Source organism: Pseudomonas sp. TE24901, from assembly GCF_054058375.1.
This window is the reverse complement of sequence record NZ_JBSSAF010000001.1, coordinates 494,718-517,066: the sequence shown is the minus strand read 5'-3', so window position 1 is coordinate 517,066 and position 22,349 is coordinate 494,718. Positions and strand designations below refer to the sequence as shown.

Genomic DNA, 22,349 nt, shown 5'->3' with positions numbered 1-22,349 from the left:
ATGCATCCCAATGATGACGACCGCACCCAGTTCATGCCGCGCCCCGGTGGCCGTGCGCCAGAACCCGCGCGTGCCGAACCCGCGCCTTTGTCGATGCCGGCCGCGCCGATGCTCACCGGCAAGAGCCAGGGTCTCAACCCGCTGGAAAGTGCGGCTGGCCCGTTGTTGGCGCTGCTGACGCGTCTGCGCAACACCATCGCCCACCCGGCGCCCGCCAGCCTGCGTGCGCAGTTGCTGGCGTACCTGCGCCAGTTCGAAGAGCGCGCCGAAGCCGCCGGTATTGCGCGCAATGAAGTGCTGCTGGCGCGCTACGCGTTGTGCACCGCCCTTGATGAAGCGGTGCTGAGCACGCCGTGGGGCAGCACCAGCGATTGGGGCAAGCAGAGCCTGTTGATCACCGTGCACAACGAGGCCTGGGGCGGCGAAAAGGTCTTCCAGTTGCTCGACCACTGCCTGCAGAGCCCACGGGAACGCCTGTACCTGCTGGAGCTGTTGTACCTGTGCATGTGCCTGGGTTTCGAAGGCCGCTACCGCGTGATGAACGACGGCCGCAGCCAGCTGGAAGCGTTGCGTGAACGTACCGCTGCGGCGATTCGCAGCGCCCGTGGCGAGCACGAGCGTGAGCTGTCGCCGCACTGGCGCGGTGTGACCGTGGCCCGCGATCGGCTGGCCCAATTCATGCCGCCGTGGATCGCGGTGGCCATCGGCGTTGCGCTGTTGCTGGCGTTGCTGTTCGGCTTGCGCCTCAAGCTGGCGTCGGATGCCGAGCCGGTGTTCAAAAATATCCATGCCCTGGGCGAGATTCCGGTGCAAGCCATCGACCGCCCAGTGGCGCAGCCCAAGGTGATCGAGCGACCACGCCTGGCGGGCTTCCTGGTAGAAGACATCAAGGCCGGGCGCGTGGCCGTGGAAGACGCAGTGGACCGTTCGGTGGTGACCATCCGGGGCGACGAGCTGTTCGCGTCCGCCAGTTCCAGCATCGTCGATGACTACCAGCCGCTGATGCTGCGCATCGCCGACGCCATTCGCAAAGTGAAAGGCCAGGTGCGCGTCACCGGCCACAGCGATAACCGGCCGATTGCCACGCTGCGCTTCCCGTCCAACTGGGCGCTGTCGGAAGCGCGGGCCAAGTCGGTGCTGGAGATCCTGGCGGCCAAGACTGGCCAGGCCGAGCGCTTCAGCGCCGAAGGCCGCAGCGACACGGAGCCTGTGGCCACCAACAGCACAGCCGAAGGCCGTGCCCGCAATCGTCGGGTTGAAATCACTGTATTGGCGGAGGGCGTCGAGTGAAGGCGTTTTTCAGTTTCATGATTCGCTGGGTGATCCCGGTGCTGGGCCTGATCGCCTTGAGCCTGATCATCTGGTTTGTCGGGCCGTTGCTCGATGCCTTGGTGCCGGAAGGCCGCCGCTGGGCGCTGATCATCCTGGTGTTCGCGGTGTGGATCGCCTACCGCGTATTTCGCATCATCCAGGCCCGTCGCCAGGCCGCCGAAGTGATGCGCAGCCTGGCCGCCGAAACCCCGGCCGACCCCAACAGCGTGGCCACCGCCGAAGAACTCACCACCCTGCGCCAGCGCATGGACGAGGCCCTGGCACTGCTGAAAAAGGCGAAGTTGGGTGGCGATGAGCGCCGCAACCTCTACGAGCTGCCGTGGTACGTGATCATCGGCCCACCGGGTTCGGGCAAGACCACCGCGCTGGTCAACTCCGGGCTGCATTTCCCATTGGCGGCCCAGTTGGGCGCCGGTGCGGTGCGCGGCGTCGGCGGCACACGCAACTGTGATTGGTGGTTCACCGACCAGGCGGTGTTGCTCGACACGGCAGGCCGCTACACCACCCAGGACAGCAACTCCACGGTGGACAAGGCCGCATGGCTGGGCTTTCTCGACCTGCTGAAAAAGCAGCGCTCGCGCCGCCCCATCGATGGCGCGTTTATCGCCATCAGCCTGTCGGACCTGTTGCTGGGCACCGACGCGGAACGCGCCGCCCACGCGGCCGCCATCCGCCTGCGTATCCAGGAGCTGTACACCCAATTGGGCGTGCGCTTCCCCATCTACCTGATGCTGACCAAGCTCGACCTGGTACCAGGCTTCATGGAGTTCTTCGACAACCTGAGCAAGGAAGACCGCACCCAGGTGTGGGGCATGACCTTTGCCCTGGACGATGGCAAGAACAGCGACAGCCCGCTGGCGCACCTGCAAAGCGAATTCGCCGGGCTGGAACAGCGCCTCAACGAACGCCTGGTGGAACGCCTGCAACAGGAGCGCGACCCGGCGCGCCGCGACCTGATCTACGGCTTCCCGCAGCAGTTCGGCGCGTTGAAAGATTGCCTGCAAAGCTTCCTCGAAGGTGTGTTCAAACCCAATGCCTTTGAAGAGCGCGTGTTGCTGCGCGGTGTGTATTTCACCAGCGGCACCCAGGAGGGCAGCCCGATTGATCGCCTGATCGGCGCCATGGCCCAGAGCATGAACCTGGACCGCCAACAACTGGCGCGCCAGAGCGGCACCGGACGCAGTTACTTTATCGAAAAACTCTTCACCGCCGTGGCGTTTGCCGAACGCGGGCTGGTGGGCGTGAACCCCAAGGTCGAGCGTCGACGCAAGTGGATTGCGCGTGGCGTGCTGGCGGCCACCGTGGCGGTGGTCGTGGTGGTCAGTGGCCTGTGGTGGGTGAGTTATCGCGCCAACCAGGCCTACATCGCCCAGGTTGACCAGAAGGTCGCGCCGCTGGGGCAGGCGGTACAGAGCCTGAGTCCGGCGCAGCGTGAAGTCCTCGCCGTGCTGCCATTGCTCAACGCGGTGAAGCACCTGGCGGGTGACTCGCCGAGCTGGTCCGAAGGGCTGGGGCTTTACCAGGGCGATATGCTCGAAGCCGAGTCGGCCAGTGTCTACCGCAAGCTGTTGATCGCCGTGTTTGCACCACGCCTGGTGACGCGCATCGAAGAGCAACTGCACGGCGGCGGCAATTCCGACTTCCTCTACGAAGGCCTCAAGGCCTACCTGATGCTGGCCGACAGCGAGCATTACGACCCGGACTTCATCAAGGCCTGGATCGCCCTCGACTGGGACCGCAACCTGCCGCGCGACCTGCCGGCCGATCAGCGCCAGGCCCTGAGCGGGCACTTGCAGGCGCTGTTCGAGCGCCATCCGCCGAATGCGCGCCTGGACCCACGCTTGATCGACGACCTGCGCCGACAACTGCAACAACTGCCGGTGGCGCAGCGTGTGTATGACCGGGTCAAACGTCAGAAACTGCCCGAAGGCATCCCGGATTTTCGCCTCAACGAAGCCGCAGGCCGTGATGCGGCGCTGGTGTTCAGCCGCAAAAGCGGCAAGCCCCTGGGCGAGCCGTTGAGTGGGTTTTTCACCGCCAAGGGCTATCGCCAGGCGTTCTTGCTCAGCAGCCTGAACCAGACCGGCACCCTGGCCGAAGAGCAGTGGGTGCTGGGCCACGAACAGGCGGATCAGCAAAACGTGGTGAGCCTGGCCGGCGATGTGCGCCGTTTGTACTTCCAGGACTATCAACGCCAGTGGGACGCGCTGCTGGCAGACATCGACTTTGTGCCGATCACCAGCGTGGCCCAGGCGGCCGACGTGCTGCGGGTGATCTCCGGCCCGACCTCGCCACTGAAGAAACTGCTGGTGGCGGTGGCCAAGGAAACCGACCTGCAAGCCGAAGAGCGCCAACTGACCGCCAAAGGTGTGCCGGTGGAAGGCGGCGTGGACAAGCTCAAGGAGCGCCTGGGCAGCCTGCTCGGCCAGGAGCAACCGACGGCCAGCGCGCCGGCTGCTGCGGATGATCCGGTGACCGCGCACTTTGCCGAACTCAACAGCATTGTCAGCAAAAACGAAGGTGAGCCAGCGGCCATCGATGGCCTGCTGTCCGACATGAATGCGCTGTACGTGCAGGTCAGCGCCATGGTCGGTGCCAGTGGCGACGCCTTGCTCGGCGAGGCGAAGAACCAGGCGGCGGCTGCGGCCACGCGGGTCAGCCTGAATGCCGAGCGTCAGCCGCCGCTGGTGCAAGGCATGGTCAAGTCGGTGGTCAACTCCACCACCAACACCATGATGGGCGGGGTGCGTAACCAACTGAACGCGGCGTGGGTCAGCGAAGTGGTCAACGTGTATCGCCAGTCCCTGGCCGGGCGTTACCCGATGGCGCCGGGCAGTGCACGGGATGCCACCCTGGACGACTTCGGCCAGTTCTTCGGGGTGGGCGGGGTGATGGATAACTACTTCCGCAAATACCTGCAGCCTTACGTGGACACCTCGGCCCAGACCTGGCGCTGGCAGCCGGGCGCGGCGCAGAAACTGGGGATTGCCCCGGGCGTGCTGCAAACCTTCCAGCGTGCGGCGGCGATCCGGGATGCGTTCTTCCGCGCCGGGGGCACCCAGCCCATCGTGCGTTTTGAACTCAAGCCGGTGTCGATGGACCCGACCATCACCCAGTTCCTGCTGGATCTGGACGGCCAGCAACTGAGCTACGACCACGGCCCCAGCCGCCCGGTGGCCATGCAATGGCCAAACCCCGGCAGCATTGGCGTGGTGCGGATTTCCATCATGCCGCCGTCGGCCAGTGGCCGTTCCGGCGTGACCCTGGACGGGCCGTGGGCCTGGTTCCGCCTGCTGGAGCAGTCGGACCTCACGGCCGGCAACTCGCCGGACCGCTTCAACCTGCGCCTGCGGGTCGACGGCGCAAGCATCGCCTACGAGTTGCGCGCCAACAGTGCCTTCAACCCGTTCAAGAGCCGGGTACTCAGCGGCTTCAGCCTGCCGGAGCGGCTATGACGACGCTGGGCTTCTACGGCAAGTTGGCCAGCCGGGGTGACTTTGTCAGCCGTGCCTTGCCCCAGAGCTTTATCGGCCCGTGGGACAGCTGGCTGGCAGCAGGTTTGCTCGCCAGTCAGAACAGCCTCGGCGGTGACTGGCTCAACACCTACCTGGTCAGCCCACTGTGGCGTTTTGTGCTGGCGCCGGGCGTGTGCGGGCCGGACGCCGCAGCGGGTGTGGTGATGCCGAGCATTGACCGGGTCGGGCGTTATTTTCCGCTGGCGGTGGTCACCTTGCTCGACCACGACACCAACCCCGCGTCTCTGGTCGGCGGGCCGGACACCTGGTTCGAGCAAGCAGAAGAACTGCTGCTCAGCACCCTGGAGGCCGGCGCCACCTTCGAAAGCTTTAACGAGGGCCTCGACAACCTGGGCCTGCCGAGCAGTGAACCCCGCGCGGTCGATAGCCGTTTCGCCGGCCTGCAACGGGTGGCCGCCACCGTGCCCCACGGGCGCCTGGCCGCGCTGGCCGAACAGGCCTGCGAAGGGGCGAGCCTGTGGTGGGGCCGTGGCTCGCAACAGATTTCCCCTGGTTTATTACGGTGTCAGGGCCTGCCTGCCGCCGGCGATTTTGCGCAGTTTTTGCTCGGACAAGAAGGTGTGGTGTAGATGGGGTCGACGTTCAAATCCGCGAGCAAAAGCCATGTGGGCATGGTCCGCCAGGTCAACGAAGACGCGTGCCTGGACCTGCCGGAGAACCGCCTGTGGGTGGTGGCCGACGGCATGGGCGGGCATGCGGCGGGCGACTATGTCAGCAGCCTGATCGTCGACAGCCTGCGCGGCGTGCCGGTGGGGCGTTCCCTGGACGAGTACTCGGCGGCCCTGCGCAATGACCTGATCCGCATCAACGCCGCCGTGCGTGAAGAAACCGCCAACCGTGGCGTGAGCCTGATGGGCAGCACCGTTGTGGTGCTGGCGGCGCGCGGTCTGCGAGGCGTGTGCCTGTGGGCCGGCGACAGCCGTTTGTACCGCCTGCGCGATGGCGTGCTGGAAGGCATCTCCCGCGATCACAGCTACGTGCAGGACCTGCAAGACAGCGGCCTGCTCAGCGAAGCCGACGCCCGCGTACACCCGCGCGCCAACATCGTCACCCGCGCCATCGGGGTGGAGGCGCAGTTGGACCTGGCTGTCACCGACCTGCTGATCGCCCCCGGCGACAGCTACCTGCTGTGCAGCGATGGCCTGAACAAGACCGTCGAAGACCATGAAATCCGCGAAGTGCTGAGCCACGACGCCCCCGACGAAATCGTGCGCAGCCTGGTGCACCTGGGGCTTAACCGGGGCGCACCGGACAACATCACCGCCATTGTCGTGAAGGTCTCGCCATGAACATCGTGATTCCGGGGTATGACATCGACGGCGAGATCGGCGAAGGCGCCATGGCCAGCGTATACCTGGCGACCCAGCGTTCGCTGGAGCGCAAGGTGGCACTGAAAGTGATGGCGGCGGCCTTGGCGGCGGATCCGACTTTCTGCGAACGCTTTTTGCGCGAGGGCAAGACCCTGGCGCGGTTGTCCCACCCGCACACCGTGACCATCCATGACATCGGCAATGTCGGTGAGTTGTATTACATGGCCATGGAATACCTGCCCAATGGCACGCTCAAGGAGCGCATTGCCGCCGGCATGACCCCGGAGCAGGGCGTGACGCTGATCCGCCAGATTGCCTCGGCGCTGGGCTATGCCCATGCCCAGGGCCTGGTGCATCGCGACGTGAAGCCGGCGAACATCCTGTTTCGCGCCGATGGCACGGCGGTGTTGTCGGACTTCGGTATCGCCAAGTCCCTGGACGATCGCACCCAGTTCACCCAGGCCGGGTTTGCCGTGGGCACGCCGAGCTACATGAGCCCGGAGCAGGCGCGAGGCCAGGAGATCGATGGCCGCGCCGACCTTTACGCGTTGGGCGTGGTGCTCTACGAAATCCTGGTGGGCAAGTTGCCGTACACCGGCACCGATGCGCTTTCCACTGCGCTGGCACACCTGACCGAACCCCTGCCGGAGTTGCCGGTGCACCACGGCCGTTATCAGGACGTGCTGCGCAAGCTGTTGGCCAAGGACCCGGCAGAACGCTTTCCGGATGCGGCGGCCTTGCTGCGTGCGCTGGATCAACTGCCGGCAGACTCGCCGGAAGCGACGCTGGTACGGCCGTTGCCGATACCGGTTCCGACTCCAGTCAGTTTCGACTTGGCTGGCATCACACCAGAGTCCATCGAGATCCCCACCGACAAACCCCAGCCGGTGCGCCAACCGGTGGTGCCGCCCACCCAGCACAGTGAGCAGCGTCGCGGTCCGGTGTTGGCACTGGCGGCCGTTGCGGTGGCGGTTGCATTGGCCATTGGCGGCGCCAGTTACTGGTGGTTGAGTGGCAGCGATACCCCTGCCGCCAAGCCTTCAGCTGCCGTGGTGCCGACGGTCACACCACCGCCTACGCCCGTTGCATCGGTGGCCGAGGTGGATGGCGGCCAGCGCCCGTTGCTGATGGCGGGCAAGAAGACCCTGTTCCAGCGGGTCCTGAGTAAGCCCGGCGCCAAGCTTTCGGCAGAGGCCGGCAGTGCGCCGGGCAAGGCGTTGCCGGCGTTTTCCGTGTTGTATGTCTATCAGCGCAAAGACGTCGACGGCAGCCCGTGGGTTCGCGTCGGTGCCGCCACCGATGGGCGCAGCGACGGCTGGCTGCCTGCGGCCCAAGTCAGCGACTGGAAGCAGAGCCTGGTGCTCAAGTTCACCGAACGCTCGGGTCGGGCACCGGTGATGTTCCTGCGCCAATCCGCTGAGGTGGAAAAGCTGTTGGCTGACCCGGCAGCCGCCAAAGGTGTATTGGCCAAGGCGCAGAAAAACCGTGACGACAACGGCCAGGTGCTGGCCCTGGAACCCACGGCGAGCGCGGTGCCGCAGAACCAGTTCTACCTGTTGCCGATCTTCGATTCCAAAGAGAGCTTCGACGAAAACGGTCAGCCGGTGCAGCTGCTCAATGTGGCGTCCATCGACCCCGGCGGCGCAGCGGCCAAGCCCGCCACGCCGGTGATCAGCGCCAACGCCGACGCCTTCCGGACCGCCGTGGTGCTGGTGGTGGACACCACCGTGTCGATGCAGCCCTATATCGACCAGGTGCGCGACGTGGTGCACGAGCTGCAAACCCGTATTGCCGAGCGCGGCGAGCTGGACAGCGTGAGTTTTGGCTTGGTGGGGTTCCGTAACAGCATCAAGAAAACCCCGGGCCTGGAGTATGTGGCCAAGACCTTGATCACCCTCGACCAGGGCCGCGACCCGCAACGCTTCCTCGACATGGCGCGCCAGGTCAAGGCGTCGACCGTGTCCAGCCATTCCTTCAACGAAGATGCCTTCGCCGGTGTGATGCAGGCGGTGGATGGCATGGACTGGTCTGGCTACGGCGGGCGCATCATCCTCTTGGTGACCGATGCGGGTGCGCTGCGCAAGAACGACCCGTTTGCCGCCACCCAGATGAACGAGGCCGAGGTGCGCCAGGCGGCGCTGGGCAAGCAGATCAAGATCTATGCCCTTCACCTGCGTACCGATGCCGGCAAGAAAACCCACGCCGGCGCCGAGAGCCAGTACCGCATCCTCACGGCAGACGCCAACCCGCAGATCGGCGACCTGTACACGCCGGTGCCGGGTGGCGACGTGCATAAGCTGGGTGAGCGTGTGGACGAGATCGGCAGCGTGTTCGCCAACCTCGTGCACCAGGTGCGCAGCAACACGCCGCAACCGGTGCCGTTGCTGAGCAGTGCACCGAGCCTGGCGGACAAGTCGGCGGCGGTGGGCTATGCGATGCACATGGACTTCCTCGGTCGCAAGAGCGCAAGCCAGGCGCCGCAGCTGGTCAGCGCCTGGACCGCCGACCGTGACCTCACCAACCCGGCACTGCCGGCGTTCCAGGTGTGCGTGATGCTGACCAAGTTGCAGCTCAACGACCTGCAGCAGTCGCTGAAACTGATCGTCGATGCTGCGCGCAAGACCCAGACCTCACCCAAGGATTTCTTCCAGGAAATCGCCAGCGCCTCGGCCTACATGAGCCGCGACCCACAGGCCCTGCGCAAGGGCGGCAACCTGGCCGACGGCGGCATCCTCGGCGAATACCTCGAAGGCCTGCCGTACCGCAGCAAGTCGCTGAACATGACCCAGGACCTGTGGTTGTCGTTGAGCGTGGCCGAGCAGGAAGACTTTATCGACGAGCTGGATTCGAAGATCCGCCTCTACGAAACCTTCCACAATGACGTGGCCAACTGGGTCCGTTTCGGCGATGCCGAGCCGGGCGATGCGTTGTACCGCGTGCCGCTGTCGACGTTGCCGTGATGTTGAACCTGAGCGCGGTGCACAAGAGCCGGGGCGTTGGTAGCCAGCGCTATAGCCTGGTAATCCCGGCGCTGGCGCTGCGTGCGGGTGAGCAAGTGGCAATCGTCGGGCCCAGCGGTTGCGGCAAGAGCACCTTGCTGGACCTGCTGGCGCTGGTGTTGGCGCCCGATCAGGTCGGGCAGTTTGAATTCCATCAGCACGACATCGCCGGGCTGTGGCGCGGTGATCAGCAAACCACGCTGGCCGCCCTGCGCAGCCAGCACTTGGGGTATGTGCTGCAAACCGGTGGCTTGCTGGGCTTTCTCGATGTGCGCAGCAATATTGCGTTGTCCCGCCAACTGCTGGGTTTGAGGGATGACGGCAGCGTGATGCGCCTGGCCGAACAGTTGGAGATCAGCGACCAACTGGCCAAGAAGCCCGCCGCCTTGTCGGTGGGTCAGCGCCAGCGCGTGAGCTGTGCCCGCGCCCTGGCCCATGCGCCGCAATTGGTGTTGGCCGATGAGCCGACCGCCTCCCTCGACCCGCTGAACGCCGAACGGGTGATGCAGGCGTTGCTGGCCCAGGCCCGGGAGCACCGTGCCGCCTGTGTGATCGCCACCCATGACGAACCTCTGGCCCGTGCCAGTGGCTTGCAGGTAAGGCGCATCAGTTGCCGTCGTGATACCGACGGCGGCGTCACCGCCACTCTTGGGGAGGCGTACTGATGCGTATCGGTTTGGTGGCGTCGCTGGCCTGGCAGGACTATCGCAATGATGCCTGGTTGTCGGTCTGTTCAGTGCTGGCGCTGGTGGCGGTGATCGCGCCGCTGCTGGTGTTATTCGGGTTGAAATTTGGACTGGTTAGCAGTTTGACCGAACGTTTGGAGACCGACCCCGCCACCCGTGAAATTATTCCGCTGGGCGGTGGTCGATTCAGCAGCGCTTTTATCCAGCAGCTTGGCGAGCGTAGTGATGTGGCGTTTGCCGTACCGCGTACGCGGCAGATTGCGGCGACCGCGCAGGTGGGCACCTTGACCCTGGAAATGCTGCCGACGGCCGCGGGTGATCCGCTATTGAACGGCCTGCCGATGCCCATGGGGCTGGAGCAGATTGTGCTGAGCCACACCGCCGCTGAAAAGCTGGCGGCGCGGCCTGGCGATTGGTTGGACGCAAGCTTTGCCCGGCAAGTGGCGGGGCGTGTCGAGGCCCGGCGCACACGCTTGCAGGTGCTGGCGGTGTTGCCGCTGGAAGCCTTTGCCCGTGACGGTTTGTTTGCCGACCTGGGCTTGCTGGAATCGGCGGAAGATTATCGCGATGGCCGAGCAGTGCCGGCGTTGGGCTGGGACGGTGAAGCGGCGGGTGTGGGTGAGCAGCGGGTGTATCCGGCGTTTCGCTTGTACGCCCGTAACCTGGCGGATGTGGAGCGGCTGCGAGTGTTTTTCGCCGGGCAGAACCTGTTGGTCTCGACCCAGGCCCAGACCATCGCGCAGGTGCAGTCGTTGAGCCGCAACCTGTCGATTGTGTTCTGGGTGATTGCCGGGGTGGCGTGGGTGGGGGCGTTTGCGGCGATCTTCGCCGGGGCGTTGGCCGCCGTGGCGCGCAAGCGTCGGGAATTGTCGGTGTTGCGCCTGTTGGGGTTTTCCACCGGTGGGCTGTTGCTGTTTGTGGTGGTGCAGGCGCTGTACAGCGCAAGTGCCGCCGCCGTGCTCAGTGCCGCGCTGTATGGCGTGGCCGAGGCGGGTTTGAATCAACTCTTTGTGCAGGTGCCGGGCGAATACGCCAGCCATCTGCTGGCGCGTCACTACGGCCTGGCCCTGGTTGCTGTCCTGGGCGTAAGCGCCGTGGCGGCAGCCTGTGGGGGTTGGCGAGTGGCGCGTATCCAGGCTTCTGAAGGAATCAGAGATGTATAAGTTACTGGGCGCCTGCGTGGCGCTGAGCCTGGCCTCGATGGCCTGGGCCGATGAGGCGAGCGACAAGCTGGACAACCCCAAGCCGTTGGAAGGCGATGTGAGCCTGCCGCTGCCGTGCGACGGCAACATGCTGTTCCGCTACGCCTACGTGCTGGCCCAGGGCACCCTGGATGACCGCGAGATCAGCCTCGGCTACCCCTTTGCCGAAGGCGAGGCGGGTTATCAGCAGTCGTTCATTTCCGGCTACCGCCGCGACTTCATCAACGGCCAATTCACCCTCAAGGACCTGCCCAAGGACTGGAACAAGGTCATCGCGCCGTTGATGCCCAAGACCGACGCCAAGACCCCGCTAAAGCCGATGCTGTACTTCATCGGCAAGTACGAAGTGACCACACGCCAGTACGCGCAAGTGATGTCCCAGGCGCAGTCCCTGGCCAGCGGCGAGCCGGCCCCGGCGTGCGATGCACCGACGGGCATGGCGGCGCGTTTGCCCAAGGTGAAACTATCGCGCTTCGAGGCTGAGCGCTTCTCGGCGGTGTACAGCGCCTGGCTGATGAAATACCACCGCGACCTGCTGCCCGTGAGCGGGCGCGGCTCTTCGGCCGAAGACGGCGGCCTGGGCTTTGTGCGCCTGCCCACCGAAGTGGAATGGGAGTTCGCCGCACGTGGTGGCCAGGCGGTGAGCCGCCAGGACCTGGAAGGGCGCCTGTTTCCACGCCGCGCAGAGGGCAGCGACAGCGACGGCCCGCTGGCCGATTACGCGGTGTTCAACCAGGTTGCCGGTGGCACCGGCCAGGCTGCTCGCCTGATGCCCATCGGCACCAAGTTGCCCAACCCCATCGGTATGTTTGATGTGATCGGCAACGCCGCAGAAATGGTCCAGGAATCCTTCCAGCTGGTCCACGCCGGTCGCCGCCAGGGCACCTACGGCGGCTTTGTGGTCAAGGGCGGCAACTACCTGGAAGGCGAGGGCACGCTGTTCACCGGCATGCGCCGCGAGTACCCGCTGTTTGCCGCCGATGGTACCGAGCAAAGCAACGAGACCACAGGGTTTCGTGTGGCGATTGGCGCGCTGTCGGCGCCGCGTTCGCGTTACAAGGAGCTGTTTGCCCAGTGGCAGAAAGAGGGCCGCCTGGCCTCGCTGACCGACGCCATCGACGACGCCCAGGACCCGACCAAGCGCCTGGACAGCATCATCGCCGCCAGCGTCGACCCCAAGCTGCAAGCCGAGCTGGGGCTGGTCAACGAAGAGCTCAAGCGCAACGTCTCGCTGATCGCCCAGCAGCGCGAAGAAGCGGCGGGCAACCTGATCCAGTCGGCCGCGTTGGTGGCCGAAACCATCAGCAACTACAACATTCGCCTGGCCAACCTGCAGAAGAGTCGCCAGCAGGCCCTGGACAACAAGGACGAGGCCAGCGCGCAGCTGTTTGCCACGGCCATCGACAACGGCCGCAGCGCGCTGGATGGCGCGGTGGCGATCTACATCGACAACCTGGCCACCGGCACGCGTTACACCGATGCGGTGATCCAGGCGCAGTTTCAACGGATCAAGGAAGAGTTGGATCGCAAGCCAGTGCTCGGCAAGAGCCTGGTGACGCGCGCAACACTGTTCGTTCGCCATGTCGGCAATTACCGCAAGCAACAGCGGGCCGACCCGGCAACGATCTTGAAGGAATTGCTCGCAGCGAGCGGACAGCGATGATCGCTGGCTGTATGGCGAGCTTGGAAGGGACTCAGGCGGCGGTGGGCCGTGCTGGGCAAGTCAAACTTAAAAGAGAACACACCTATGCTTTTTTCCCGTAAGGCGGTTTCCAAGCGTCACTTGCTGCTGATCGCAGCCGGCTTCAGCACTGTGCTGACCGGTTGCGCCACGTCGCCGACCTCCAAAGTCGCGTCGAGCACCAAGGTCGAGTACTACCCCAACTGCTACGAGCCGGTGCAGCACCTGCGTGCCACCGATTCGGACATGACCAAGTCGGTCGTCACCGGCGCGGCCCTGGGTGCGGCGGGTGGTGCGTTGTTGGGCGCCCTGACCGGCGACTCCGACAAGCGCGGCCGCAACGCTGCCATCGGTGCGGCAGGCGGCGCCTTGGCCGGCGGTGCTGCCGGTTACTACACCGAGCGTCAGAAGCAGATCAGCGATGACAACCAGCGCATCGCGTCCTACTCCACCGATTTCAACAAGAGCGCCTCGGACATCGACCGCAGCACCGCCTACGCCCGTGCGTCGCAGCAGTGCTACCAGAGTGCGTTCACCAAGCTGGTTAACGACCGCAAGGCCAAGACCGTCAACGACACCGAAGGCCGCAAGCGCCTGGCGGAAATCGTCGCGGGCCTGAAAGAGTCCAATGACCTGATCGTTGCGGTCAACGGCAAAGCCAGCGAAGACCTGAACAACTACACCCAGGCCTACGAGAAAGACCTGCAGCAAGTGGGTGTGCAGCGTACCGACGTGGTGACTGTGGCCCAAGCCGACACCACGCCGCCGGTTGCGCCGACCAAGGGCAAGAAAGCCGTGAAGCCTGCGAAGAAGCCAGTGCTGCCTACCGTGCCGAAAGAAGCGGTGACCACCGAGAAGAGCATCCAGACCGTGCAGGCCAAGCAAGCTGAAAGCAAGCAAGTGGCCAGCGCCGGTAAAGCGCAGATCGAAGGCACTTGCCGCGATCCGAACCTGGCTGACTGGGCGCCGGTGCCTTGCCCTAACGTCTAAGTAACATGTTGCTATAAGCGTTAAACGCCAACCGATCTCCTGGTAAAGCGCGAGATCGGTGGCGTTCCCCAGACAAATCGTTACACTGCTGCGGCCACTCAATAATTACACCGAGGCCGTGTGCATGAAATTTCGTCTTCTCCTGTGGGTGCTGGGCCTGATGATGGGCAAAGCCAGCCGCACCAATCCTGCCTTCCAGCAACAGTTGGGTGACAAAGACCTGGCGTTCCAGTTGCAGACCCTCGACGGCAAGGTTGCCCGTCACTTCATCGTCAAAGACCAGCGCATCACCAGCCGCTCGGGTGTTCACCCCTCGCCGGCGTTCGCCATCGCGTTCAAGGACGCCGCCTTCGGCTTCGCCACGATGCAGGCGAAGAACAAGCAACTGGCGTTCATGACGGGGATTCAGGACAAGACGATCCAGATCAAGGGCAACCCGGCGCTGGTGATCTGGTTCCAGGGGTTGACCAAGTATTTGAAGCCGAAGAAAAAGAAGTAGGGTTTTTCAGGTAAACCGAGTGGGATTCATCGCAGGCAAGCCAGCTCCCACATTCAACCGCATTCCAAAGAATGTACTCGGTCAACTGTGGGAGCTGGCTTGCCTGCGATAGCGGTCTGACTGGCTAAAGAGTCAGCCCTGACTGAACTGGGACGCCAGCTCACGCAACAGCACTTCGGCATCCAGCACCTTGCCCACCACTTCCTCAGCCTTGTCTCGGGTCAGCCCCAGACGCTCAAGCAGCGCGTCCGGAATGGCCTCATCCGGGCCAGAGCCAATTCCACGGCTGCGCAGGAGGCGCACCGCCAGGCACACCAGGTTCGGGTACTCGGCGTATTGGCCGTCGTAGGTTGGGTCGTGCTGGAAGCGCAGGGCTGTGGACAACTCGTCCGGCATGTCCCAGTAGCGCATCAGCCACGCGCCAATCTGCTCGCGGCTGATGCCCAGCAGGTGCTGCTCCACATAGCTGTGGCACAGGTGCGGGTTGACCTCCAAGTGACGGCAGATCAGCGAGAAGTGCGGCGGGAACACGTGGGCCAGCAACAGGTAACCGAAGTTGTGCAGCAGGCCGGCGAGGTAAGTCAGGCCGGCTTCCGGGCGCTGGGCGCGCGGCATGGCACGGGTCAGGCCTTCGATCACGGCGGCGGTGTAGATGGACTGGTGCCAGTAGGGCGTGGACTGGTGTGGGTGGTCCTTGGGCAGGCTGAGGGTCTTGCCCAGGGCCAGGCCGAGTGCCAGGTTGATCACCAGGTCGAAGCCCAGCACGCGCACGATGGCGTCTTCCACGGAGCGGATCTTGCCCGGCGAGGCGTAGTACGGCGACGCCGCCCAGCTCACCACTTGTGCGGCCAGCGCGGGGTCAGTCTCGACCACGCTGGTGATGTCATCAATGGTGGCGTTGGGGTCGACCCGCAGCTTGATGATCTTCTGCGCGGTGTCGGCCAGCGGTGGAATCTCGATGGTCGCTTCCAGACGCTGCTGGATGCGGCGGGCGGTGAACGCCTGCATCGCCTGGGTGATTTCCTCGCGGTCATCGTTAGGGCGGTCGAGGTTGGGGCGGATATTGCTCAGCGGCTCGCCGAAGTGGCCGGCGCTGGCCTTGGTGAGCATGGTCTTAAAGTCGTCGCTGGAGATTTCCAGCAGCAGGCCGGCTTCACCCGAATGCACCAGCAGGCTGGGCTCGTTGAGCAGGCTGCCTTCGTACAGGCACGGCGAGGTGGTCAGTGCCGGCAGGCCCGGCAGCAGGCTCAGGTCATGTTTGCCCAGCATGCGTTCGACACGCTCCGGCGCGACGGCGGTGAGGCGGCGCCCAGTGAGTTCGGCGAGGCGGTTGAGGTCGAGCAACTGGTTCTGGGGGAACAGCACCATGAGTGCGCCCACGGCATCTTCCAGCAGCACCGCCTGGACCTTTCGTGCGGGATTCAGGCCAGGTTGTTCGGCAACTTCCGTGTAGCTGATGGCGAGCTTTGCGAGCAGAGCCCGAATAACCGGTGGAGCGGTCAGCGGGGCTGTGGCGAGGGCTACTTCTGACATGGCCTGATCCAATTTCTTACAGTTCCCGAAGTATAACCAGCTTGATACAACTGTTGGTCGACTAACTGTGGTTTGTGACGTGGTTGGCGTGTGGCGAGGGGGTTGTCGACGGGAACGGGGCTGCTTCGCAGCCCAGCGGGAGCAAGCTCCCTCGCCACAGGGAAGCGGGTCACAGGAAAGCGGTCAGACCTGGCCGTATTGCTGGCCGTGGCGCAGCCAGCGGTCGAGCAGGGGGCTGACGTGATCCGGCCAGCGTTCGAGCAGGGCTTGGGCGGCATCGCGAACGGCGGGCAGCAGGTCGGCGTCGCGCATCAGGTCGGCGACCTTGAATTGCAGCAGGCCGGTCTGGCGGGTGCCGAGCATTTCGCCGGGGCCGCGCAGTTCGAGGTCTTTTTCGGCGATGACAAAACCGTCGTTGGTTTCACGCATGATGCCCAGGCGCTGGCGGCCGATCTGTGACAGCGGCGGGTGGTACAGCAGCACGCAGTGGCTGGCGGCGCTACCCCGACCGACGCGGCCGCGCAATTGGTGCAGTTGGGCCAGGCCCAGGCGCTCGGGGTTTTCGATGATCATCAGGCTGGCATTGGGCACGTCCACGCCCACCTCGATCACCGTGGTGGCCACCAGCAGTTGCAGGTTGCCGGCCTTGAATTCGGCCATCACTGCGGCTTTTTCGGCGGGCTTCATGCGGCCGTGGATCAGCCCGACCTTGAGCTCGCCCAGGGCGCTGGTGAGGTCTTCATAGGTGGTTTCAGCCGCCTGGCAGGTCAGCTCTTCGGACTCTTCGATCAGCGTGCACACCCAATAGGCCTGTCGGCCTTCAGCGCAGGCACCGCGCACGCGTTCGATCACTTCGACGCGGCGGGTGTCGGTGACCAGCACGGTATTGACCGGCGTACGGCCGGGCGGCAGTTCGTCGAGGATCGAGGTGTCGAGGTCGGCGTAGGCGCTCATGGCCAGGGTGCGCGGGATCGGCGTGGCGGTCATGATCAACTGGTGCGGGCTCATGCGCCCGCCCACGCCTTTCTGGCGCAGGGCCAGGCGCTGTTGCACGCCAAAGCGGTGCTGTTCGTCGATGATCACGAGCGCCAGGTTCTTGAACTGCACTTCGTCCTGGAACAGCGCGTGTGTGCCCACCACCATCGGTGCGCCCCCGGCAATCTGTTCCAGCGCGGCTGTGCGGTTCTTGCCCTTGAGCTTGCCGGCCAGCCACGCCACCTCCAGGCCCAGCGGTTCGAGCCAGCGCTTGAAGGTGATGAAGTGCTGCTCGGCGAGGATCTCGGTGGGCGCCATCAGCGCTACCTGGTAACCGGCTTCCAGGGCCTGCAGGGCGGCGAGGGCGGCGACCACGGTCTTGCCCGCGCCTACGTCGCCTTGGATCAGGCGCAGCATGGGTTCCTTCTGGCTGAGGTCGTAGGCGATCTCATTACCCACCCGCTGCTGGGCACCGGTTGGGGCGAAGCCGAGGTTGGCCAGGTATTGGGCAGGCAGTTTTGTGGCCTTGGGCATGGCCGGCGCGCGCAGGGAGCGCATGCTTTCGCGCAGGCGCTGCTGGGACAACTGGTGCGTCAGCAGTTCTTCGAACGCCAGGCGATGCTGGGCCCAGTGATGGCCCAATGCCAATTCATCGACATCGGCATCGGCCGGAGGGTGATGCAGGTAGCGGATCGCATCGGCCAGCGGCGCCAGCTGGTAGTCACGGGCCAGTTCCAGGGGCAGCCAGTCGGGCAGGCTTTTCGGGCCAAGCATCGTCAGGGTCTGCATGCACAACTGGCGCAAGCGCTGCTGGGTCAGGCCCTCGGTGAGCGGGTAGATCGGGGTGAGGGTGGTGTCTACCGGCGGCGGTTCGTCGCCGGTGATGGCGCGGTATTCCGGGTGGTAGATCTCCAGGCCCGACGCGCCCGGGCGTGCTTCGCCGTAGCAGCGTACGCGCGTGCCGCGCTTGAGGCCTTCCTTCTGCGCATTGCTGAAATGGTAGAAGCGCAGGCTCAGGCCGCCGGTACCGTCCTGCAGGCGCACCACCAGGCTGCGGCGCTTGCCCATCACCACGTCGGCGCCGCTGACGGTGCCTTCGACCACCGCATCCTGCCCAGGACGCAAGTGGCCGATGGGCACCACGCGAGTGCGATCCTGATAGCGCAGGGGCAGGTGGAAGAGTACGTCCTGGAGGTTTTCCAGGCCGACCTTGGCCAATTTCTCGGCCATGGCTTCACCGACACCCTTGAGTGCCGTCACCGACACCTGTGACAACTCGGTCATACGGCTAGTCAGCCCGCAACAGGCGGCTTGGCCACCGAGCAGAGGCGGATCGAGTCGGCCAGGATCTCAATGGCCTTTGGCCGTGGGAAGCTCGCGCGCCAGGCGATCGCCACGGTACGGAACGGCACCGGTGGCGTGAGCGGGCGCACTTCGATCACGCCGGGGGCGTAGTGATGGCTGTCCACGGCCGACAGTGGCAGGATCGAAATGCCCAGGCCGGAGGCGACCATATGGCGGATGGTTTCCAGGGAGCTGGATTCCACGGTGGTGTGCTTGGCGCCGTCGTTGCCCTTGGTCAGGGTCGGGCAGGCTTCCAGTACCTGGTCGCGGAAGCAGTGGCCTTCACCCAGCAGCAGCAGGCTCTTGTCGTTGAGCAGGCCGGCGTCGATGGTGTCTTTTTGCGTCCACGGGTGGGTGGCCGGCATCAGCACGTAGAACGGCTCATCGTAGAGCGGCAGCGTGAGCACGTCCGCTTCGTTGAACGGCAGGGCGATGATGATCGCGTCCAGCTCGCCGTTGCGCAGTTTGTCGCGCAGTACGTGGGTGAAGTTTTCTTCGATGTACAGCGGCATCTGCGGCGCAACGCGGTGCAGTTGCGGGATCAGGTGCGGGAACAGGTACGGGCCGACGGTGTAGATGGCGCCGACTTTGAGCGGTGCTGTCAGCTGGTTTTTGCCGGCCTGGGCCAGTTCGCGAATGCTTTGGGCTTGCTCCAGGACCTTCTGGGCCTGGGCAACGATGCCTTCGCCCACCGGAGTCAGGCGCACGGCGCTCTTGCTGCGCTCGAAAATCAGCACACCGAGTTCGTCTTCAAGCTTTTTCACACCCACCGACAGCGTCGGCTGGCTGACATGGCAACGCTCGGCCGCGTGGCCGAAGTGCTGCTCTTGGGCGAGGGTCACGATGTAGCGTAATTCTGTAAGAGTCATAGCGAGCGTCCATGAGGTTGCGGGCCAAGCATACCGGCTGCAATCGATAGACGCACGTTATCAGAACTTTGGTGGGGATTGAGCGGGGAATAGGGAGGATTTTGCTGATGCAGTAAATCAATGTAGGAGCTGGCAAGCCAGCTCCTACAGGTGTTAGCGGCGGCGTTTCTCGATGTTGTAAACGAACGGCGCAACAATTTCGATGCTGCCGCCTTTCAACATGTCAGCCGGTGGCTTGGGCAGTGGCTGGGCATCACGGATCATGGCCAGGGTTGCACGGTCCAGGTCGGAGTTGCCGGAGCGGCCCACCAACTCGAAGGACAGCACATTGCCTTCGCCATCCACCACAAAGCGCAGACGGTTCATGCCTTCCTTGCCACGCTGCAAGGCGCCTGGCGGGTACTTCTTGTACTTCTGCAGGTGGGCCAGCAGGGTGCCTTCCCAAGAAGCCTTGGCCGCGATCTGCTGAGGCGACGGGCCGGGAGCCGGTTGGGCCGATTTTTCAGCGGGCGCGTTGGTCGGTGGCGTTTCGCTCGGCGGCTCCTCGGAGGGTTTCTCCTTGGGCGGCTCGGGCTTTTTCTCCACGGGCTTGGGCGGTTGCGGCTTGGGTTTTGGCTTGACCGGCTTGGGCACCTGGATCGTTGGCTTGGGCGCCTCGGCCAGCTTCGGCAGGGGCAGCTCTTCCACCGGTGCAGGCGGCTGCGGCGGCGTAATCACCTTGGGCGGAGCCGGAGGGGGTGGAGCTGGCATCGGTGCCAGGTCGATGACCATGGCCGCCGGCGGCAACTGCACCTGATGCGGCGCAGACCATTGGAGCGCGATGATGATCGCGACGGCATGCACGCCCAGCACGACGGCGAGGCTGGTGCCATACCGCGTCAGTTTGTGGCGCGTCGTGATCATTTCTTGGCTGCCGTCTCAAGTCCGACCAGGCCGACCTTGAGGTAGCCGGCTGCCCGCAGGGCATCCATCACGCTCATCAGGTCACCGTAGTCCACGCCCTTGTCGGCCTGGAAGAAGATGGTCGTGTCTTTCTTGCCTTGGGTCTTGGCGTCGAGCACCGGGCCCAGGGTTTCCGCTTTGACTTCTTCTTCGCCCAGGAACAGGCGCTGGTCGGCCTTCACGCTAAGGAAAATCGGTTTTTCCGGCCGCGGCGCAGGCTTGGCGCTGGACGCAGGCAGGTCGACCTTGATGTCCACGGTCGCCAGGGGGGCTGCCACCATGAAGATGATCAGCAGCACCAGCATCACGTCGATGAACGGCGTGACGTTGATTTCGTGGTTCTCGACGAGTTCGTCGTCGCCTTGATTCAAATGCAGGCCCATGGCCGATTACCCCACTTTCACCATGTGCGGTTGCGAGCTGCGCTCGGTAGGCAGGTGGTCGAGGTCACGGCTGACCAGCAGCAGCACTTCTGCCGACGCGTCCGACACCTGGGCCTTGTAGCCGGCGATGGAGCGGGCGAAGACGTTGTAGATCACCACGGCAGGAATCGCGGCAACCAGGCCCAGGGCCGTGGCCAGCAGGGCTTCGGCGATGCCGGGGGCAACGACGGCGAGGTTCGTGGTCTGGGTCTTGGCGATGCCGATGAAGCTGTTCATGATGCCCCACACGGTGCCGAACAGGCCCACGAAGGGAGCGGTGGAGCCGATGGTTGCCAGCACGCCGGTGCCGCTGCTCATGTTGCGACCGCAGGCAGCGACCAGGCGCTCCAGGCGGAAGCTGACGCGTTCCTTGATGCCTTCTTTTTCGCGGGTGTTGGCCGACAGGCGCATTTCTTCCAGCGCGTCGTGTACCAGCAGGTTGGCCAGGGTGCCCTTCTTGGTCGCGGTTTCGCTCGCTTCCTTGAGGGTGGTGGCCTTTTTCAGGTGGACGATTTCAGTGCGCAGGCGGCGCTTGGCGCCCAACAGCTCGAAGCCCTTGGCGATCCAGATGGTCCAGGTGATGATCGAGGCGATGGCCAGGCCGATCATCACGGCTTTCACCACGACGTCTGCGTTCTGGTACATGCCCCATGGGGACAGGTCGTGGGCCATGCCCAGGGAGTTGTCTTCTTCGAGCACGACGCCCGAGTCGTCGGCTGGGGCAGGGGCTGCAGCCTGGGCCGGGTCGGTGGCCGCAGGTGCCGCGCCAGGCACTGCCGGGGTGGCTGCGTTGTGCTCGGCAGCAGCCGGAGCGGCTGGGGCAGTGGCGTCAGCGAATGCGGCGGTCGGCGCCAGCATTACGCTGAACAGCAACGCAGCAATCGCGCGCCAGGCGCGGGATGGGCTGTGAGGCTTGGTTGGCGAAGCGGGGTTTGTATTACGTGTCATGCTGGCCGGACCTGAGAGAAAAAATGAGTGATCGTCCTGCCAGACCCGTGGGGGTCGAGGACAAATGGGTGGTTATTATTGCAAGTAATTCTTGTTAACAAAAGTAATACAGTTACTTAATTTGTCCTTTTACTGGCCGCTGGTCATCTCCGGCGGCTAATCTGCGCCTTTAGTCATGGAGTTTTGTAATGTCTGCGCCTTCTGTTGTGATTGCCGGTTGCGGTGATGTGGGTAGTCGGCTGGCTAGCCAGTTGCTCGCCTCTGGATGGGAGGTCCATGGCCTGCGCCGCGATATTTCGCGGCTTCCACAGGGGGTGATCGGCATCGCTGGTGACCTGTTCAACAAAGACTGCCCCGACACTTGGCCGATCGGTGGCGTGGATTATCTGGTGTATTGCGCGGCGGCGACCGATCACGATGAAGCCGGCTATCGCGCTGCTTATGTGCAAGGTTTGCAGCATGTGTTGGAGTGGCTGCAGGACTACGGTCAGGCGCCGAAACACCTGCTGTTTGTATCCAGCAGCAGTGTGTATGGGCAGCAGAATGGCGAGTGGGTCGACGAAACGTCCGACACCCAGGCGCAGGGGTATTCCGGAAAGGTCATGCTTGAAGCCGAGCAAGTGGCGCTCAGCAGCGGCATCCCCGCGAGCATCGTGCGCCTGACGGGCATTTACGGCCCGGGCCGTGAGTGGCTGCTGACCCAGGTGCGCCAGGGCTACCGCGTGGCCATCGATCCGCCTTTGTATGGCAACCGCATCCATGCAGATGACGCGGCGGGCTTGCTGGCGTTTTTGTTGCGGCACGTGGAGCAGGGCGGCGCGTTGGATAAGGTCTACATTGGCGTCGACGATGCGCCGGCACCGTTGGCCGAGGTGGTGGGTTGGTTGCGTGAGTATTTGGGCGTGACCGAATGGGCGGACGACGCGAGCGTGCGGCGTGCGGGGAGCAAGCAGTGCAGTAATGCACGGGTCAAGGCGTTGGGCTGGAAACCGACGTATCCAACGTATCGCGAAGGCTATGCCGCGATTCTCAAAGGCTGAAACGCGGTAAAAAATCTGGGAGCTGGCTTGCCTGCGATAGC

The 22,349-nt window shown here is 64.4% G+C and carries 17 protein-coding genes; 11 read left to right on the top strand and 6 right to left on the bottom strand.

Translation table 11 applies throughout. From position 1 onward, the window contains the following. The 10 genes from ACVWVP_RS02415 (at position 1) to ACVWVP_RS02370 (ending at position 14,235) form a co-directional block, all read left to right on the top strand. Positions 1 to 1,290, top strand: coding sequence for a DotU family type VI secretion system protein (locus ACVWVP_RS02415; RefSeq protein WP_176994476.1), 1,290 nt, complete (start codon positions 1 to 3; stop codon positions 1,288 to 1,290). Beyond that, positions 1,287 to 4,787 carry a type VI secretion system membrane subunit TssM gene (gene tssM, locus ACVWVP_RS02410; RefSeq protein WP_457404414.1) on the top strand — a complete coding sequence of 1,167 codons (3,501 nt, stop codon included), beginning with the start codon at positions 1,287 to 1,289 and terminating at the stop codon, positions 4,785 to 4,787. Before ACVWVP_RS02415 ends, tssM begins: the two co-directional genes overlap by 4 nt. Beyond that, complete coding sequence (gene tagF, locus ACVWVP_RS02405; RefSeq protein ID WP_457404413.1) at positions 4,784 to 5,437, top strand: type VI secretion system-associated protein TagF; 654 nt, start codon at positions 4,784 to 4,786, stop codon at positions 5,435 to 5,437. The genes tssM and tagF overlap by 4 nt, the downstream gene beginning before the upstream one ends. Further along, positions 5,438 to 6,157, top strand: coding sequence for a PP2C family protein-serine/threonine phosphatase (locus ACVWVP_RS02400; protein ID WP_178920377.1), 720 nt, complete (start codon positions 5,438 to 5,440; stop codon positions 6,155 to 6,157). It abuts the gene before it with no gap. Beyond that, positions 6,154 to 9,138, top strand: a complete 2,985-nt coding sequence (locus tag ACVWVP_RS02395) for a serine/threonine-protein kinase (RefSeq protein WP_457404411.1) — start codon at positions 6,154 to 6,156, stop codon at positions 9,136 to 9,138. Before ACVWVP_RS02400 ends, ACVWVP_RS02395 begins: the two co-directional genes overlap by 4 nt. Continuing rightward, the gene (locus ACVWVP_RS02390) at positions 9,138 to 9,842 is read left to right on the top strand and encodes an ABC transporter ATP-binding protein (protein ID WP_178920373.1); all 705 of its coding nucleotides are present in this window, start codon (positions 9,138 to 9,140) and stop codon (positions 9,840 to 9,842) included. Before ACVWVP_RS02395 ends, ACVWVP_RS02390 begins: the two co-directional genes overlap by 1 nt. Next, positions 9,842 to 11,026: an ABC transporter permease gene (locus tag ACVWVP_RS02385; RefSeq protein ID WP_457404409.1), complete on the top strand. Its 1,185-nt coding sequence runs from the start codon at positions 9,842 to 9,844 to the stop codon at positions 11,024 to 11,026. Before ACVWVP_RS02390 ends, ACVWVP_RS02385 begins: the two co-directional genes overlap by 1 nt. After that, positions 11,019 to 12,728 (top strand): formylglycine-generating enzyme family protein, encoded by a 1,710-nt coding sequence (locus ACVWVP_RS02380; protein ID WP_178920369.1) that lies wholly within the window; start codon positions 11,019 to 11,021, stop codon positions 12,726 to 12,728. Before ACVWVP_RS02385 ends, ACVWVP_RS02380 begins: the two co-directional genes overlap by 8 nt. An 84-nt stretch (positions 12,729 to 12,812) precedes the next feature. Further along, positions 12,813 to 13,736: a type VI secretion system-associated lipoprotein TagQ gene (gene tagQ / locus ACVWVP_RS02375; RefSeq protein ID WP_178920367.1), complete on the top strand. Its 924-nt coding sequence runs from the start codon at positions 12,813 to 12,815 to the stop codon at positions 13,734 to 13,736. A 124-nt stretch (positions 13,737 to 13,860) separates the two neighbouring features. Further along, a complete protein-coding gene (locus ACVWVP_RS02370; protein ID WP_176994467.1) occupies positions 13,861 to 14,235 on the top strand; it encodes a helicase in 375 nt (124 codons plus the stop codon). A 132-nt stretch (positions 14,236 to 14,367) separates the two neighbouring features. On the opposite strand, the gene ACVWVP_RS02365 is transcribed toward ACVWVP_RS02370, so the two are convergent. From ACVWVP_RS02365 to exbB, 6 genes are all read right to left on the bottom strand, one after another. Further along, positions 14,368 to 15,768, bottom strand: a complete 1,401-nt coding sequence (locus tag ACVWVP_RS02365) for an aminoacyl-tRNA deacylase and HDOD domain-containing protein (RefSeq protein ID WP_259172387.1) — start codon at positions 15,766 to 15,768, stop codon at positions 14,368 to 14,370. Between the two features lie 183 nt (positions 15,769 to 15,951). Beyond that, positions 15,952 to 18,027, bottom strand: a complete 2,076-nt coding sequence (gene recG, locus ACVWVP_RS02360) for an ATP-dependent DNA helicase RecG (RefSeq protein ID WP_178920363.1) — start codon at positions 18,025 to 18,027, stop codon at positions 15,952 to 15,954. Between the two features lie 8 nt (positions 18,028 to 18,035). Next, positions 18,036 to 18,956, bottom strand: coding sequence for a hydrogen peroxide-inducible genes activator (locus ACVWVP_RS02355; protein WP_178920360.1), 921 nt, complete (start codon positions 18,954 to 18,956; stop codon positions 18,036 to 18,038). A 153-nt stretch (positions 18,957 to 19,109) separates the two neighbouring features. Next, positions 19,110 to 19,859, bottom strand: coding sequence for an energy transducer TonB family protein (locus ACVWVP_RS02350; protein WP_178920358.1), 750 nt, complete (start codon positions 19,857 to 19,859; stop codon positions 19,110 to 19,112). Next, positions 19,856 to 20,281, bottom strand: coding sequence for a TonB system transport protein ExbD (gene exbD, locus ACVWVP_RS02345; RefSeq protein WP_003195519.1), 426 nt, complete (start codon positions 20,279 to 20,281; stop codon positions 19,856 to 19,858). The genes ACVWVP_RS02350 and exbD overlap by 4 nt, the downstream gene beginning before the upstream one ends. 6 nt (positions 20,282 to 20,287) lie before the next feature. Continuing rightward, positions 20,288 to 21,268 (bottom strand): tonB-system energizer ExbB, encoded by a 981-nt coding sequence (gene exbB / locus ACVWVP_RS02340; protein ID WP_457404405.1) that lies wholly within the window; start codon positions 21,266 to 21,268, stop codon positions 20,288 to 20,290. A gap of 188 nt (positions 21,269 to 21,456) precedes the next feature. Between exbB and ACVWVP_RS02335 the strand changes: the two genes are divergently transcribed. Next, a complete protein-coding gene (locus ACVWVP_RS02335; protein ID WP_178920354.1) occupies positions 21,457 to 22,308 on the top strand; it encodes an SDR family oxidoreductase in 852 nt (283 codons plus the stop codon). The last annotated feature ends 41 nt before the right edge of the window (positions 22,309 to 22,349 follow it).

Bases quoted from the DNA above. Each gene is read 5' to 3' on its own strand.
- ACVWVP_RS02390 (WP_178920373.1), top strand. From the start codon at position 9,138: ATGTTGAACCTGAGCGCGGTGCACAAGAGCCGGGGCGTTGGTAGCCAG.
- ACVWVP_RS02385 (WP_457404409.1), top strand. From the start codon at position 9,842: ATGCGTATCGGTTTGGTGGCGTCGCTGGCCTGGCAGGACTATCGCAAT.
- ACVWVP_RS02335 (WP_178920354.1), top strand. From the start codon at position 21,457: ATGTCTGCGCCTTCTGTTGTGATTGCCGGTTGCGGTGATGTGGGTAGT.
- exbD (WP_003195519.1), bottom strand. From the start codon at position 20,281: ATGGGCCTGCATTTGAATCAAGGCGACGACGAACTCGTCGAGAACCAC.
- ACVWVP_RS02355 (WP_178920360.1), bottom strand. From the start codon at position 18,956: ATGACTCTTACAGAATTACGCTACATCGTGACCCTCGCCCAAGAGCAG.
- ACVWVP_RS02370 (WP_176994467.1), top strand. From the start codon at position 13,861: ATGAAATTTCGTCTTCTCCTGTGGGTGCTGGGCCTGATGATGGGCAAA.
- tagF (WP_457404413.1), top strand. From the start codon at position 4,784: ATGACGACGCTGGGCTTCTACGGCAAGTTGGCCAGCCGGGGTGACTTT.
- tagQ (WP_178920367.1), top strand. From the start codon at position 12,813: ATGCTTTTTTCCCGTAAGGCGGTTTCCAAGCGTCACTTGCTGCTGATC.
- ACVWVP_RS02400 (WP_178920377.1), top strand. From the start codon at position 5,438: ATGGGGTCGACGTTCAAATCCGCGAGCAAAAGCCATGTGGGCATGGTC.
- ACVWVP_RS02415 (WP_176994476.1), top strand. From the start codon at position 1: ATGCATCCCAATGATGACGACCGCACCCAGTTCATGCCGCGCCCCGGT.
- ACVWVP_RS02380 (WP_178920369.1), top strand. From the start codon at position 11,019: ATGTATAAGTTACTGGGCGCCTGCGTGGCGCTGAGCCTGGCCTCGATG.
- ACVWVP_RS02365 (WP_259172387.1), bottom strand. From the start codon at position 15,768: ATGTCAGAAGTAGCCCTCGCCACAGCCCCGCTGACCGCTCCACCGGTT.
- recG (WP_178920363.1), bottom strand. From the start codon at position 18,027: ATGACCGAGTTGTCACAGGTGTCGGTGACGGCACTCAAGGGTGTCGGT.
- ACVWVP_RS02395 (WP_457404411.1), top strand. From the start codon at position 6,154: ATGAACATCGTGATTCCGGGGTATGACATCGACGGCGAGATCGGCGAA.
- exbB (WP_457404405.1), bottom strand. From the start codon at position 21,268: ATGACACGTAATACAAACCCCGCTTCGCCAACCAAGCCTCACAGCCCA.
- ACVWVP_RS02350 (WP_178920358.1), bottom strand. From the start codon at position 19,859: ATGATCACGACGCGCCACAAACTGACGCGGTATGGCACCAGCCTCGCC.